Raw genomic sequence first — 14,787 nt, forward strand, 5'->3', positions numbered from 1 at the left:
GTTCTGTTTTTTTCTCTGCTTTGATTTTGAAGATTTCACGCGTTGCTGAATACAAAATGGGGTGGGGCATAGGCGGTCATGTACCTGGAATTATAAATGAAGTAAGATTTGAGTGTCACATGTAGGGTTTAAAATGGCCTGAATTAAAGGTGAATCGGGACCATGGTGTACCATGAAGCTTCCATGAGAACAAAATCAAAGTTGACATAATCAAATTTCCTCCTTTTTCTCATCCGGAAAAACTCAAACTATAGCACATCCCCTTTAGGAGCTCTGACAAAACATATTTCTTAGAGCATACCCAGGCATGTTATGGTCAATTTTGGGTAAGTAGATGGTATTAGTAAATGGGGAGGTAACGCTCAAATGAATGAGAAAATGATACCGAAAGAGTCCTATTCTTACTGGCGCAAAGCGGCCGAAGAAAGAGGGCTGACTTTTGAAAAACTGGAAAACCAAGTGCATCATGCAGATGTCACCATAGTCGGGGCGGGAATCACCGGCATCATCGCTGCTTATTTACTTTCGCGGGAAGGGAAAAAAGTTGCGCTTGTCGAAGCTGGCAGAGTAATAGACGGTACCACCGGGTATACCACTGCTAAAGTATCCGCCCAGCATGGCGTCATCTACGATCAGCTTTTACAGCAGCACGGAGCGGATAAAGCGTCACAATATTATCAGGCAAACCTTGCTGCGTTAAACTTCATAGAAAATCTTGTTGATGAATTAAACATAGACTGCGAATATACGAAATTGCCCTCTTATATTTACTCTGTAACCGAAAAGGGATCCGAGACAATCAAAAAGGAAGCGAAAGCCTATCAGGAATTAAATATACCTGGGGAGCTGACAACAGTGACAGACTTGCCATTCCAGGTAACCTCCGCCCTTAGAATGCCAAATCAGGCACAGTTTCATCCGGTGAAGTTCCTGCTTCCGCTTTTAGATGAAATCAAGGCAAATGGGGGAACGATTTTTGAACACACCAGGGTGACCAAGATCACGGGGGGAGAACCTGTGGAAGTGGTGACTGAAGGAGGAGGCAAACTTTCTTCTCCTAAGGTGATTGTCAGCACCCATTTCCCGATCAATGACTTCAAGGGCTTATATTTTTCAAGACTGGACATAGAGCGGTCATATATCCTGGCGGCTAAATCTGCGATTCCGGTCCCGGAAGGAATGTACCTGAGCGCGGATCAGCCAAAAAGATCTATCCGATACAGTACAGATTCCAATGGAGAGAAGATGATTCTTTTTGGCGGGGACAGCCACAAAACAGGACAAGGCGGAGATACGGAAGAACATTATCAAAATCTCAAACACTTCGCGGAAAAGCATTTTTCCATAAAAGAATTCCCATACCGCTGGTCTGCACAAGATCTGACGACATTGGATAAAATCCCATATATAGGTCATGTTACCGGAAATCAGCCGCACATCTTGGTAGCGACGGGTTACGCGAAATGGGGGATGACCAATGGGGCAGCGGCGGCTTTGCTGCTATCCGATTTGGTGCAGGAAAAAGACAACCGATTCAAGGATCTATTTACACCTTCCAGATTCAATGCAAACCCTTCCATCAAGAACTTCGTCAAAGAAAATGCCGATGTAGCAAAGGAGTTTGTCAAAGGAAAACTTGATAAGCATGACAGGAGACTGGAGGAACTGGAAAACGGTGAGGGAGCTGTCGTGACAGTTGATGGGAAGCGGGCAGGTGCCTACCGTAATGATATCGGTGAAGTGACAGTGGTCGATACTACTTGTACCCATATGGGGTGTGAACTAGGGTGGAACAATGCTGAGAAATCGTGGGATTGTCCATGCCATGGCAGCCGATTCTCAGCTTGTGGAGATGTCATTGAAGGACCGGCTGTCGAACCTTTGAAAAAAATATATGAATAACAGTACCCCCGAAAATTTCTTTTCGGGGGCTGTTTTTACTCTTCTATTTTCCAATGAGCAAGCAAGGGGCCGTCTTCTCCGTATACTGGATCCTGGGAAGGGATGCCGACTTCCTTGATTTCACTGAACAGCAGGTTCCTTTCGCCATTCTCTCCAGTTTTCAAGTTGTGATCCTTTCCGGCGGGATACGCGCCTGCCACTTTGAAATCTTCGCTGGCGGTCAATCTTTTATGTCCTGTGCCAGCTGGCAGCACCACCACATCTCCCGGATGGACTTCGACTTTCTTTCCGCTCTCCCCTCCAAGGATTAATTCAGCAGTGCCGCTTACAACGCCAAGAACTTCATGGGTGTTGCTGTGAAAGTGATGGTAATCAAACACGCCTCCCTGCCAGCTGTTCCTCCAGTTGTGCTCGTTGAAAACCCGTTCAGATTGCTCCGGGTTGTCTTTGAAAGCTCCCTCGTATAAAAGGACTGGCAAATCAGGATTATTAGGGATTGAAGCACTTTCTTCAAAATAAAAAGTTTTCACACCGTTGCTTTGCATGTGTAATCCTCCTTTGCTTTCTTATATGGTTAGGGTTTCCCCTGAAGCAGCGGGGGTAAACTTGCATAGGTGCTTGCCCGGGTAAAGTATTTGACAGAAGGATATTCGTTGGTTTCCTAACGGTGCCGTTCAATCGGAAAACCGGGATATCCATTCATGATATCAGTCAGTAACATGTTATCAGTCATAAGGATCAGAGACGTGAAACCGGCAATTCAGCCAGTAACGAATCCTCAGGCTGGCACAATGGATATCCGGAGGTGATACCGATCAGCAGCATGCATTCACCTCAGCGTACAGCCAGTCTGCACATTTGCCGCATAACAAAAAGCCGGGGCAGCCACCCCGGCTTAAAGATCAAATATATTGAATTAATGCTTGAACGAACTCTTCCAATTTGGCTTTATCGGTCTCATCGAATCGGCTTTTCTCTGGGCTGTCGATATCCAGGACGCCGATGATCTCGCCGTCCTTCATCAGTGGAACGACGATCTCGGATTGAGATGCTGCATCGCAGGCGATATGGCCTGGGAAGGCATGGACATCTTCGACCAGATAAGTTTTCTTTTCTTTTACAGCAGATCCGCAGACACCCCTGCCCACTGCGATTCGTACACAGGCAGGAAGTCCCTGGAATGGCCCGAGCACAAGCTCTCCATCTTCCATGAGGTAGAATCCGACCCAGTTAATGCGGTCCAGGAATTGATTCAGCAATGCAGAAGCGTTGCATAAATTGGCAATGCGGTTGCTTTCTCCTTCCAAAAGAGCGTGCAATTGCTTGATGACCAAGCCATAATTTTCTTCGCGTGTACCTTGGTACATGGATGATTGAAACATCGAACTCCCCCATTTCTACAGGATATGATTGTATAACCATAGATTCATCGGTTTCCTACAAGTTCGGACGGAAACTGTCGAGAAATACATAAAGGAATCTCAAGTCATGCCCCGAATGTTTATGTAGTAATCGGCTGCTTTTCATCTTTAGTAACTGATCTATTATTGACGCCAATCCTAATGAACCATTTTTAGCATATTTCCTTGGGTGATTCAACTAATAAAATTCAAAGGTAGTGAGATCATGGCTAAACCAGCTGCTGCACCAGGTATAACCAAAGAAAATATTCTCTTATCGGCTGTTTCACTTTTCAATACGAAAGGCTATGACGGGACTTCTGTGAGGGATATTGCCAAAAAAGCGTCGGTGAACGCCGCAAATATCTCTTATCATTTTCATGGGAAGCAGGGACTCCTTGAATCATGTTTCACCCGCTTCTTTGAGGCATATCTAGAGTGCCTCGAGGCAGAGGCGGATAAGCTGGAATTCACTCCTGCAGATGAATGCTTGAAAAGGGCGGTCTTCAATATCCTGCAGTATCAGAGTGAGAATCATCTTCTCTCACGTTTTGTCTTGAGGGAAATGTCGATCGACTCGCAAATTGTCCGTGAAATCATTTCCTCTTATTTGATGAAGGAGCGTTATTTATTCAAGCGTTTCTTTGAGAGGGGAGAAGAGCAGAACCGCTTTACTTCAATGCCCGTGAGTATGTTCATCATCCAGTTGAAGTCCATGCTTTCAATCCCTTTTCTTAACAGCCAGTACTTAAGGGAGGTATGGCATGTATTTCCGCAGGAACAATTCTTTGTCGATCGTTACTATGCTTCCTTGGAGCAGTGGATCGACCAATGCCTGTTAACGAGGCAGGCCGCAATCCCTCAGCCGCTTCACACGATCATGCGGTCCCTGCCTTGATTCAAGTCCTTGGCTTGATGGGCATCTGATCCATATACGAGCGGAATCCCCATTTCATGAGCCTTCCGGGCGATATCAGGCGGGGGATAAGAGACTCCGCATCCTTTTTTGGAATACCCCGCTCCGTTATAATCAAGTTCCATATGCCGCAATGCCATTTCGTCCAGTACTTCTTGGATTTCCTTCCCGAAAGAACCTGCCGGGGGGAAATCCTTTTTGAATTTATCGGCGAGGGTGATATGGCCAATCCGGTTCGGTTTGTATTTTCCAAGGTTGGCTTTCACGGATTTTAAGACAGTTTTATAATAGGTTTGATGGATGCTGTCTGCAGTTCCGTAAGAATCAATCATCCTCCCGAAGTTTTCCTTGCTGAAATCGAGGCAGTCGTAAGTGCCGTTCCTTAATAAAAAGTGGACGGAAAGCAAACTGTCATCAAGATAAGGGCCGATGGAGTCCAGGAACCTTCCCGTTTCTTCCTCATATCCTTCTATAAAGTCAACTTCCAAACCTGTTTTGATGATAATGTTCCCTTTGTAAATCTTCTTAAGTTCTTCCAAATCGGCAATGTACTCTTCAAGGTATTCCTCTTTCATCCCGCTGTCCTGATCGGGGACGGGATCTTTAAATCCTGCCGGCAGAGGGGCGTGCTCCGTAAATGTGATTCCTTCGTATCCCAGTTTGATGGCTTTCTCGATATATTCATGAAATGAGTCCTTCGTCCCGTGGGGGCAATAAGGACTGTGAATGTGTCCGTCGACTTTCATCCAATCCCTCGTTTCCTTTTCCTGTCATATTCATCTATAATAGTAAAATATCAATATTTTTGCTGAAGAGGTAGACATTTATAACAAATCTTGTATTTAAAGAGGAAAAATTGCAAATAAATCGTCAAAAAATGTCGTTCTCATGGTATCATAATAAAAGCTATGATATGAGATTTTACAATTTTTACATAGAATAGATCAAGTTATAGAAGCAGGGGGCTTACGATGGAATTTATCATCGGAGGAATTATACTTTTAATTATCCTATTCATCATCGGTTTTTTTATAAGAAGAAAATATTATCACCATATCGACCGCCTGGAATCCTGGAAGGTCGATATCATGAACAGGCCCATCCTGGATGAGCTGTCCAGGGTCAAGCAGCTGAACATGACTGGCCAGACTGAAGAGCTTTTCGAAAAGTGGCGTAAAGAGTGGGATGACATTGTCACTGCCGACCTTCCTGAAGTGGAAGAGCTTTTGTTCACTGCCGAAGAATATATTGATAAGTTCCGTTTTGGTTCAGCGAAGGATGTCCAGGCGAGGATAGAAGCTATTCTCAATCAGACAGAGGATAAGATGGAAAGGATCCATTCCGAAGTCGAAGAGCTGGTCGGCAGCGAAGAGAAGAACCGGCTCGAGATAGAAGAATTGAAAGAAGACTTCCGCAAGAGCAAAAAAGCCTTGCTTGCCCACCGCCATACTTATGGAAAAGCAGCATACGGCCTTGAAGCAAAGCTGGATGAAATGTCTGAGAAAATCGAAGACTTCAACAGGCTGACTGAGGAAGGAAATTATCTGGAGGCAAGGGAGATTGTTTTGGGACTGACTGAAGACACCCAGGGCATCATGCAAAAGATGGAAGTGATTCCAGAATTGCTGACAGAATGTCAAAATTCCCTTCCTAATCAACTGAACGAAGTGGAATCAGGATACAATGAAATGGAATCACAAGGGTATGTGCTGAAGCACCTTGGAATTACTACCGAGCTTTCCAGGCTTCGTGAAGAGCTGGCCGCATGCCTTGACTCTCTGGAAAAGCTTCAGACAGATAAAGCTGCAGAAGAAGTGAATACATTAAAGGAAAGTGTTGAACGCTTATACGACATGCTTGAAAAAGAAGTATTGGCTAAACACTTTGTCCTTCAGAATGAAGAAAAATCGCAGGTACTGCTTGAATCCATCAAGTCAGACAATAAAGAAATCAAACAGGAAACAGAATTTGTACAGCAAGGCTACCACTTGAAGGATGAAGATCTGCAGATCCCTGTCCAGCTGGAAAAGAAAATCACCACCCTTTTCAAGCGTTTCCAGCAGCTTCAGGAAAAGGTACAGGAAAATGAATCTGCTTATTCCTTCTTGAGTGAAGAACTTCAGGAAATCAATCAGCAGCTAGAAGTAATCCAGAGTGAACAGAAGAATTTTTCCGAGCAGCTTCATACCTTACGGAAGGACGAAATTGAAGCGAAAGAAAAGGTTTTTGAGCTTAAGAAGAAAATCGGGGAAGCCAGCAGGATGATCTCCAAGAGCAATATTCCAGGACTGCCTACCGATTACAATGCTCTTCTTGAGGAAGCGTATAATAATATCAGCGATGTATCCAGGGCACTTGAAGAGAAGCCTCTCAACATGCCTGTCGTTCAAAAATACCTGGAAAAAGCAGTGGATACGGTCGATCACTTCCATAAGAAGACGACGGATTTGATCGAAACGGTCATGCTTGCTGAAAAGGTCATTCAGTACGGAAATCGTTACAGGAGCCGCAATGGAGAGGTTTCCCACAAGCTTCAGAAAGCAGAAGCAGCCTTCAGAAGCTTTGATTACAGGGAAGCTCTCGAACAGGCAGCCACGGCAATTGAGGAAATCGAGCCTGGAGCGATTAAGAGAATTGAAAGCATCGTGAATGAAGAACTGGATCATGAATAACAAGAAAAATCCCGGCTGGTAAATTCCAGACCGGGATTTGTTTTAGGCTGATTTCTTTGCGGCTCCCAGCCCTGCAGAGAGAAAGAAGCCGATGATGGCGCCGATTATAGCCGGCAGAAGCCAGCCAATGCCTTCATTGAATAATGGCAAAGCGCTTAAAGTTTCATTCAATACTGCAAGTTCAATACCTGCTGTTTTTAGACCATCAATGAAGCTGATGAAGAAAGTGGGTATCAATGCCCCTATATAGACTCCTGAATAGCCATTGAACCAGTTATGCATGAATGAAAGCAGGATGAGTACTATCGCTAACGGATATATCACAATCAGGACAGGCAGCGATACAGAAATCAGCTGCGTCAACCCTATGTTGGCAATGATCATACTGAAAACGCTGATGATGACGACCAATACGTGATAAGATACCGGCAAAAGCTTGGCGAAGTATTGGGCGCAAGCCGACACCAAGCCGATGGAAGTCGTCAGGCAGGCGAAGGTGATGGCGAGTCCCAAAATGATCGTTCCAATCTGTCCATAAAGATAATCGGCTGATCCTGCAAGGATGGCTCCTCCATTGTCACTCAGGCCGATGGCTTCTGTGCTGGTCGCACCAATGAATCCAAGGGAAAGGTAGACGAGCGCCAATCCTGCTGCAGCAATAATTCCCGCCAAAATACACGCTTTAGTAATGGCTGCCTTAGAAGTAATTCCTTTTTCACGGACAGAATTAATGACTACAATTCCAAAGACAAGCGCAGCGATGGTATCCATTGTCAGATAGCCTTCAAGGAATCCTTTGAAAAAAGGTCCATCAATATAAGCCCCTGCAGGCTCTTGAAAACTGCCCATTGGTGAAAGGATGCTTTTTGTTACCAGTACAGTCAGAATGACCAGTAATGCAGGAGTAAGGACTTTTCCGATCCTGTCCACAAGCTTGGCAGGGTTCATTGCCAGCCATATTGTCAGTCCGAAAAAGATGATCGTATAGATGAATAAAGGCATACCGTATTTATTTATATCTTCCCCGAGGAAAGGAGTGACACCAATTTCATAGGCAACTGTCCCAGTCCGTGGAATCCCAAAGAAAGGACCGATGGCCAGATACATGATGACAGTAAATATGACTCCGTATACCGGGCTGACCCTGTTTGCCAATGTTTGAAGATCCCCGCCGGTCTTGGCAATCGCGATGATTCCAAGTAAAGGAAGGCCGACCCCTGTGATCAGGAAGCCGAAGATCCCCGTCCAGATGTTTTCCCCGGCTTGCTGCCCAAGGAAGGGAGGAAAGATCATATTGCCTGCTCCAAGGAATAAAGCGAAGAGCATGAGGCCGACAGTGAAGATCAGATTGAATGATAGCGCTTTCTCACTCATGGATATTACCCCCTTAAAATGCTAAGGTGAACTAAGCGGTTTTATACTAACACAGAAGCAGAGAAAATTGTCGAAATAATTAAAAGTTAAAAAATTCAGTATATTTAAATAATGATTTGATAAGCTTTTCTTAGTACTCTGACAAAGTAATAGAATGATTTCTATAAGTTATGAGAGTGTGAACCGTCGGGAGGACAAGTTATAATCACGAATACAGTATTGCCAGACGGAATTTTTTTCATAACTGATTTGTGGTAGTATAATCTTTTGTAAACAATAGAAAAGATTATGTTTAAATTGATAACCAGAAGGTGCATATTTTGTGATTTATTTTGATAACAGTGCAACAACCAAGCCATATAAAGAAGTACTCGATACCTTTTTGAAAGTTCAGGAAGATTATTTTGCCAATCCGTCTTCAATCCATGCCCTGGGAGGCAGGGTCGAGAACCTTATCAGCAAGTCAAGGAAACAGGTTGCAGGCCTGTTGGGTATCAAGGAAACCGAAGTCTTCTTTACATCAGGAGGAACGGAATCAAACAATCTTGCGTTAAAAGGTGCTGCCCTCCAGTACAGGCATAGGGGCAGACATATTATCACAACGAGGATTGAGCACCCATCCATTATTGAAACATGTGAGCAGTTGAAGGCATTGGGTTTTGAAATTACCTATCTTCCTGTCGATTCCGAGGGCCGGGTCAAGTTGAAAGATGTAAAAGATGCCATAAAGGATGAAACGATCCTTGTGTCCATCATGCATGTTAATAATGAAGTAGGAACCATTCAGCCGGTCCAGGAGATCGGTAAGGCCCTTAAGCCCTATTCCAAGGTCATATTCCATGTCGATCATATCCAGGGAGCGGGGAAAGTCCCGCTTTCCCTGCATGAATCAGGAATCGATCTCTGCTCAATCTCAGGACACAAAATCCATGGTTTGAAAGGCACAGGCATGTTATATATTAAGGAAGGATTGGAAATCTCCCCGCTGCTTTCGGGCGGTGAGCAGGAAAGGAAAATCCGGAGTGGTACAGAAAACACGGGAGGGATTGTCTCCTTTGCAAAAGCTCTCAGACTGCATTATGAAAAAAGCAGGGAAGAGCCCGGCAGCCTTAGGGAGCTGAACGATTACCTGCGCAGCCGGTTGAGTGCCATGGAAGGCATCACGATCCATACGCCATTGGCTGGAGCTGCACCGCACATTTTAAATTTCTCAGTCGATGGCATCCGCGGAGAAATTTTCGTGCACGCACTGGAGGATTTTAACATATACGTTTCCACCACAAGTGCATGTTCATCCAAAAAGAATGCACCATCAAGAACCCTTTTGGGCATGGGTGTGGATAAGTCCCTTCTGGATACGTCCATCAGGGTGAGTTTTTCATTTGGGAATACAAAAGAAGAGGCAGATCAATTGTGTGACGCGATACTGCAGGTCAAGAAAAAATTAGAAGAAACGACGAGGAGAAGAAGATGATTTACGATCAAATATTAGTGCGCTACGGCGAGATTTCGACTAAAGGGCGGAACCGGAAGGCCTTCACCAAGAAGCTTCGGGAAAATATCCTCATGGTATTGAAGGATCTTTCCGCAATCAGCATAAGTGCGACACGCGACAGGCTTCATATCTATTTAAATGGCGAAGATGGTGAAAAGGCGCTGTCAAAGCTTGCCGGCGTATTCGGGATCCAATCCTATAGTCCGGTCATAAAAACCGAAAAGGAAATCGAAAAAATAAAAGAAGCGGCCCTTCATCTTGTTCAAAAAATGAATACAGACGGAAAAACCTTCAAAGTTTCAGCGAGAAGAGCTGATAAGACTTTTGAGCTTGATACAAATGAAATCAACTATGCTGTAGGATCACATGTCCTGAAAAATACCGGCGGCCTGACAGTGGATGTCAGAAATCCGGATATCAAATTGAATGTAGAAGTCAGAAAAGAAGGAACGTACCTTTCAAGTGAAATATTCCAAGGAGCCGGCGGCATGCCTGCTGGAGCAAGCGGCAGGGCAATGCTGATGCTTTCAGGAGGGCTTGATAGTCCTGTAGCAGGTTATTTGATCATGAAGCGCGGCGTAGAAATCGAGGCTGTACATTTCCACAGCCCTCCTTTTACAAGCGAAAGAGCCAAGCAGAAAGTCATCGATCTGGCAAAGGAATTATCGGTATTCAGCGGAAGAATCAAGCTGCATATTGTACCTTTTACGGAAGTACAGCAGACTGTCCACAATCAGGTCCCGGAAAACTATACAATGACCTCGACTAGGAGAATGATGCTGAGGATTACAGAAAAGTTGAGGGAGAAACAAAATGGTCTGGGAATTGTCACTGGAGAAAGCCTTGGGCAAGTTGCCAGCCAGACATTGGAAAGCATGCTGGCGATCAACGAGGTAACCAGTACACCTGTCCTAAGGCCTCTCATCTCAATGGACAAACTTGAAATCATTGAAATTGCAAAACAAATCGGCACACATGATATATCGATACTACCTTACGAAGACTGCTGCACTATTTTTACACCGCCGGCACCAAAAACAAAACCGAAAAGGGAGAAAATCCAGTTCTATGAAAGCTTCGTGGATTTCGAACCTCTTATCGACAAGGCAGCTGCCGACACAGAAGTGCTTATCATAGAAGGCGGAGCTCTTCAGATGGAAGCAGATGACCTTGATGAATTGCTTTAAATAATTTAGGAAGATTTACCAATAACAAAATGGAATGAAGCCATGTGTTTTTACACATTCTATACTCACAAGGAGGTGAAAACACATGGCAAACAACAACAGTTCAAACCAACTAGTAGCTCCAGGAGCTCAACAAGCGATCGACCAAATGAAATACGAAATCGCTTCTGAATTCGGTGTACAACTTGGTGCAGATACAACTGCACGCGCTAACGGTTCTGTCGGTGGTGAAATCACTAAACGTTTAGTTCAAATGGCTGAACAACAAATCGGCGGAGGCTACCAAAAGTAATCAATTAAATATAATGGCTACAAGGAGCGGGAAACCCCGCTCCTTTTTGCATGTTCTGGATGGCTGATCCACCAGATTTGGAAAATAAGACAAAATACCCTTTGCTAAATAATTTAAAATATTATAAAAATTTTGTATAATATGAATGACTAACATCAAAGGGGGATAATGAATGAAAAGAGAAGATTTGCTTTCACCAGAAAGGTACAACCTGATCAGTGAAGTGGAGAGATTTGCTGCTGATCCAGCCAAAAAAGCGATTTTGTGGAAAAGTGAACAAGGAGAAGAGAAAGAAATTACATATCAGAATTTAATTAAAAATGCGAACAAAATTGGAAACGCATTCATAGATAACGGCTTGGAAAAGGGCGATGTCATCCTTGTCATGATTCCCCGTCTGATCGAAGCCTATGAGACATATGTTGCAGCTTTGAAAGCGGGAATGGTTGTCATCCCAAGTTCAGAGATGCTGAGGCCCAAGGATCTTAAATATAGAATCCAACATGGCGATGTCAAGGCGATAGTATCCTATGCTCCGTATACTGACCAGTTTGATGGGGTGGAAGAAAGCTCAGGCCTGAAGAAATTTGTTGCAGGGGGAGAAAAGGAAGGGTGGCTTTCGCTCGATCAATTAAAGAACGAGTCATCCGATGAACTTGAGCTGGCAAATACCGGGCGCGATGACATGGCGTTCCTTTCCTATACTTCCGGCACAACAGGGAATCCCAAAGGAGTGGTCCATACCCATGGCTGGGCATACGCGCATTTGCGTACTGCAGCAAAAAAATGGCTGAGCATTGAGGAAGGGGATACTGTCTGGGCGACAGCAGGCCCGGGCTGGCAGAAGTGGATCTGGAGCCCTTTTCTTTCTGTATTGGGTTCAGGGGCTGCAGGGCTGGTGTATCAGGGCAAATTTGAACCGGATAAGTACCTGCAGATGCTTCAGGAATATCAGGTGAATGTCCTGTGCTGCACTCCGACCGAATATCGGTTAATGGCAAAGGTCGATGATTTAGGTCAATACAACCTTGAACATCTTCATAGTGCTGTGTCTGCGGGCGAACCACTGAACAGGGAAGTGATCGATGCCTTTCAGACACATTTTAATTTGGAGGTAAGGGATGGATATGGACAGACGGAAAACACACTTCTTGTCGGTATCATGAAAGGAATGGAACTGAAACCAGGCTCAATGGGCAAACCAACGCCCGGGAACAGGGTTGAAATCATCGATGAAGAAGGCAGGCCGTGCTCCCCTGGAGAAGTCGGGGATATCGCCGTCCATACAGAGACCCCGGCCCTATTCAAAAACTACTATAAAGATTCTGAAAGAACAGCTATGCAATTCCGCGGGGACTACTATATTACCGGTGATAAAGCGAAGAAGGATGACGAGGGGTACTTCTGGTTCGAAGGCAGGGGAGACGATATCATCATCAGTTCCGGCTATACGATCGGACCATTCGAAGTGGAGGATGCACTCGTCAAACATCCATCAGTGAAAGAGTGTGCCGTTGTCGCAAGCCCTGATGAGGTAAGGGGAAATATCGTCAAAGCCTTTATTGTCCTCAGGGATGGCGTGGACCCGGAAGACCCTGCTTTGGTCAAGAACCTGCAGGAGCATGTAAAGGAATTGACGGCACCTTATAAATATCCAAGGAAAATCGAGTTTCTTGAAGAGCTTCCCAAAACTGCTTCCGGGAAAATCAGAAGAGTCGAGCTCAGGCAGAATGAAAGGGAAATGTTTCAAAATTGATCGTATATACTGATATTTCTAAACACGAAATACTTTAAAGTATTAAAGCGGTATAGTAAAATAAAATAGACAAAAAAGACGGGGGCGGCTCCCGTCCTGAGAGAGATGCGGCATATTCATGCCCATTCAAAGAACTACCTCTATCAGGGCAGTGAGCCAGTCCTTTTTTGTATAGAGAAAGATAAGGACAAGGAGTTTTAACATGGGAACTTTATGGTATAACGGAACATTTTATACAATGACCGGGGAAGGTGCATCGGTCGAAGCGGTTTTTACAGAGGACGGAGTGATTCAAGGGGCAGGTTCTTTGCACGAAATCGAAGCGGATTTTTCCGGTTCGATTACAAAAAGGATTGATGTTCAGGGAAATACGGTTTTTCCAGGATTTGTTGACAGCCATATGCACCTTATCGGACATGGTGAGACATTGATCCGATTGGATCTTTCGAAAATGACGACGAAGGAACAAGTGTTGCTTGCAGTAAAAGAAAAAGCTCAGAACACCCCGGAAGGAAACTGGGTCATCGGTGAAGGTTTTAATGAAAACCTCTGGGTAAATAGTGAAGTCGTGACACGGCAGGAAATTGATGAAGTGGTACCGGACCAGCCGGTTATGCTGAAACGGATCTGCCGGCATGCCATGGTGGCCAACTCGAAGGCATTGGAGCTGGCGGGAATCCATGAGGACTCGGTAAATCCCCCCGGCGGTGTCATCGAGAGAGATGAGGCGGGCAGGTTAAACGGTGTTTTAAAAGATACAGCCCAGGACCTGCTTGTTGATGCCCTCCCATCACCTACCGGGGAGTACCTTGAGGCTGCTATGACGAAAGCAGTGGAAAACTGCTGGAGATTAGGTCTTGTCGGGGGACATACAGAGGATTTGAGCTATTACGGAAACTTTAAGAAGACTTATCAAACGTTCCTGAATGTAATAGAAAGAGACGGCAGGAAATTCCGGTCTCATTTGCTTGTTCATCAAGCGGTCATCGATGATTGGAAAGACGCCGGTTTTTCTTTTATGGGAGGAACAGAGCTGGTGGAGTTCGGTGCAATGAAAATCTTTGCCGATGGAGCCCTTGGAGGGAGGACTGCGTTACTAAGCCATCCGTATAATGATGATCCTTCAACTAATGGAGTTGCCATCCATACTCAGGAAAACCTGGCTGCGCTTGTAAAGAAAGCCAGGGAATATAAGCTGCCGATTGCTGTCCATACCATCGGGGATAAGGCATTTGAGAATGTTTTGGAAGTTGTCGAAGCGAACCCTTCATACAATGGGCGAAGAGACCGTTTTATCCATGCACAGTTATTGCGCAGGGAGCTGATTGACAGGATCAAGGGCCTTCCACTGATACTGGATATTCAGCCAAGATTCGTTCCATCTGATTTTCCCTGGGTGATTGAACGTATAGGTGAGGAAAACATGGAGTATAATTATGCGTGGAAGACACTGCTTGATGAAGGCATCCCATGTGCAGGAGGGTCTGATGCGCCGATCGAGCCTGTGGACCCCTTGCTTGGAATCCATGCAGCTGTGACAAGAACCAACCCGCTGGATCCGGAAAGAACAGTTTATATGGAAGAACAAAAGCTATCAATGTATGAGGCTGTTTCATTATTCACAAAAGGCAGTGCCTATGCCTGCCATCATGAACATGACCATGGGATGATCAAGAAAGGATACAAGGCTGATTTCACTGTCCTTCCTAAAGATCTTTTCCAAATTGGAGCAGACGAGCTGCTTGAAATGGAAGTGGAAATGACTGTAGTGGATGAGACGATTGTTTATAAAA

Annotated in this window: 12 protein-coding genes; 8 read left to right on the top strand and 4 right to left on the bottom strand. The window is 44.9% G+C overall.

Annotated features, from left to right (window positions below):
• Positions 1 to 366 precede the first annotated feature (366 nt).
• On the top strand, positions 367 to 1,902 hold the full coding sequence (locus D3H55_RS07555; RefSeq protein ID WP_119546289.1) for an FAD-dependent oxidoreductase: 1,536 nt from the start codon (positions 367 to 369) through the stop codon (positions 1,900 to 1,902).
• Positions 1,903 to 1,937: 35 nt separating this feature from the next.
• On the opposite strand, the gene D3H55_RS07560 is transcribed toward D3H55_RS07555, so the two are convergent.
• Both D3H55_RS07560 and D3H55_RS07565 read right to left on the bottom strand, forming a co-directional pair.
• The gene (locus D3H55_RS07560) at positions 1,938 to 2,447 is read right to left on the bottom strand and encodes a cupin domain-containing protein (RefSeq protein WP_119546290.1); all 510 of its coding nucleotides are present in this window, start codon (positions 2,445 to 2,447) and stop codon (positions 1,938 to 1,940) included.
• Positions 2,448 to 2,804: 357 nt separating this feature from the next.
• Positions 2,805 to 3,284: a GAF domain-containing protein gene (locus D3H55_RS07565; RefSeq protein WP_119546291.1), complete on the bottom strand. Its 480-nt coding sequence runs from the start codon at positions 3,282 to 3,284 to the stop codon at positions 2,805 to 2,807.
• 244 nt (positions 3,285 to 3,528) lie between these two features.
• Between D3H55_RS07565 and refZ the strand changes: the two genes are divergently transcribed.
• Positions 3,529 to 4,200 (top strand): forespore capture DNA-binding protein RefZ, encoded by a 672-nt coding sequence (refZ, locus tag D3H55_RS07570; protein WP_119546292.1) that lies wholly within the window; start codon positions 3,529 to 3,531, stop codon positions 4,198 to 4,200.
• Here the strand turns inward: refZ and hisJ are convergent.
• Positions 4,173 to 4,964, bottom strand: coding sequence for a histidinol-phosphatase HisJ (gene hisJ / locus D3H55_RS07575; protein WP_119546293.1), 792 nt, complete (start codon positions 4,962 to 4,964; stop codon positions 4,173 to 4,175). The two genes, refZ and hisJ, sit on opposite strands and share 28 nt — an antisense overlap.
• A gap of 225 nt (positions 4,965 to 5,189) precedes the next feature.
• On the opposite strand from hisJ, the gene ezrA reads away from it, so the two are divergent.
• On the top strand, positions 5,190 to 6,890 hold the full coding sequence (ezrA, locus tag D3H55_RS07580) for a septation ring formation regulator EzrA (RefSeq protein ID WP_119546294.1): 1,701 nt from the start codon (positions 5,190 to 5,192) through the stop codon (positions 6,888 to 6,890).
• A 42-nt stretch (positions 6,891 to 6,932) separates the two neighbouring features.
• On the opposite strand, the gene brnQ is transcribed toward ezrA, so the two are convergent.
• The gene (gene brnQ / locus D3H55_RS07585; RefSeq protein WP_119546295.1) at positions 6,933 to 8,264 is read right to left on the bottom strand and encodes a branched-chain amino acid transport system II carrier protein; all 1,332 of its coding nucleotides are present in this window, start codon (positions 8,262 to 8,264) and stop codon (positions 6,933 to 6,935) included.
• A 322-nt stretch (positions 8,265 to 8,586) separates the two neighbouring features.
• Between brnQ and D3H55_RS07590 the strand changes: the two genes are divergently transcribed.
• The 5 genes from D3H55_RS07590 to D3H55_RS07610 form a co-directional block, all read left to right on the top strand.
• Positions 8,587 to 9,738 carry a cysteine desulfurase family protein gene (locus tag D3H55_RS07590; RefSeq protein WP_119546296.1) on the top strand — a complete coding sequence of 384 codons (1,152 nt, stop codon included), beginning with the start codon at positions 8,587 to 8,589 and terminating at the stop codon, positions 9,736 to 9,738.
• A complete protein-coding gene (thiI, locus tag D3H55_RS07595) occupies positions 9,735 to 10,946 on the top strand; it encodes a tRNA uracil 4-sulfurtransferase ThiI (RefSeq protein ID WP_119546297.1) in 1,212 nt (403 codons plus the stop codon). Before D3H55_RS07590 ends, thiI begins: the two co-directional genes overlap by 4 nt.
• Positions 10,947 to 11,031: 85 nt before the next feature.
• Positions 11,032 to 11,238 (top strand): alpha/beta-type small acid-soluble spore protein, encoded by a 207-nt coding sequence (locus D3H55_RS07600; protein ID WP_113928419.1) that lies wholly within the window; start codon positions 11,032 to 11,034, stop codon positions 11,236 to 11,238.
• 172 nt (positions 11,239 to 11,410) lie between these two features.
• Positions 11,411 to 12,994, top strand: coding sequence for an acyl-CoA synthetase MbcS (mbcS, locus tag D3H55_RS07605; protein ID WP_119546298.1), 1,584 nt, complete (start codon positions 11,411 to 11,413; stop codon positions 12,992 to 12,994).
• Positions 12,995 to 13,196: 202 nt separating this feature from the next.
• Positions 13,197 to 14,787, top strand: a 1,591-nt coding sequence (locus D3H55_RS07610) for an amidohydrolase (RefSeq protein WP_136035655.1), incomplete at its 3' end; no start/stop codon positions are given.

It is taken from the genome of Bacillus salacetis (assembly GCF_003581585.1).
In the GTDB taxonomy this organism is placed as follows: Bacteria; Bacillota; Bacilli; order Bacillales; family Bacillaceae_B; genus Rossellomorea; species Rossellomorea salacetis.

Bases quoted from the DNA above. Each gene is read 5' to 3' on its own strand.
- D3H55_RS07555 (WP_119546289.1), top strand. From the start codon at position 367: ATGAATGAGAAAATGATACCGAAAGAGTCCTATTCTTACTGGCGCAAA.
- thiI (WP_119546297.1), top strand. From the start codon at position 9,735: ATGATTTACGATCAAATATTAGTGCGCTACGGCGAGATTTCGACTAAA.
- D3H55_RS07560 (WP_119546290.1), bottom strand. From the start codon at position 2,447: ATGCAAAGCAACGGTGTGAAAACTTTTTATTTTGAAGAAAGTGCTTCA.
- brnQ (WP_119546295.1), bottom strand. From the start codon at position 8,264: ATGAGTGAGAAAGCGCTATCATTCAATCTGATCTTCACTGTCGGCCTC.
- refZ (WP_119546292.1), top strand. From the start codon at position 3,529: ATGGCTAAACCAGCTGCTGCACCAGGTATAACCAAAGAAAATATTCTC.
- D3H55_RS07565 (WP_119546291.1), bottom strand. From the start codon at position 3,284: ATGTTTCAATCATCCATGTACCAAGGTACACGCGAAGAAAATTATGGC.
- D3H55_RS07600 (WP_113928419.1), top strand. From the start codon at position 11,032: ATGGCAAACAACAACAGTTCAAACCAACTAGTAGCTCCAGGAGCTCAA.
- hisJ (WP_119546293.1), bottom strand. From the start codon at position 4,964: ATGAAAGTCGACGGACACATTCACAGTCCTTATTGCCCCCACGGGACG.
- ezrA (WP_119546294.1), top strand. From the start codon at position 5,190: ATGGAATTTATCATCGGAGGAATTATACTTTTAATTATCCTATTCATC.
- mbcS (WP_119546298.1), top strand. From the start codon at position 11,411: ATGAAAAGAGAAGATTTGCTTTCACCAGAAAGGTACAACCTGATCAGT.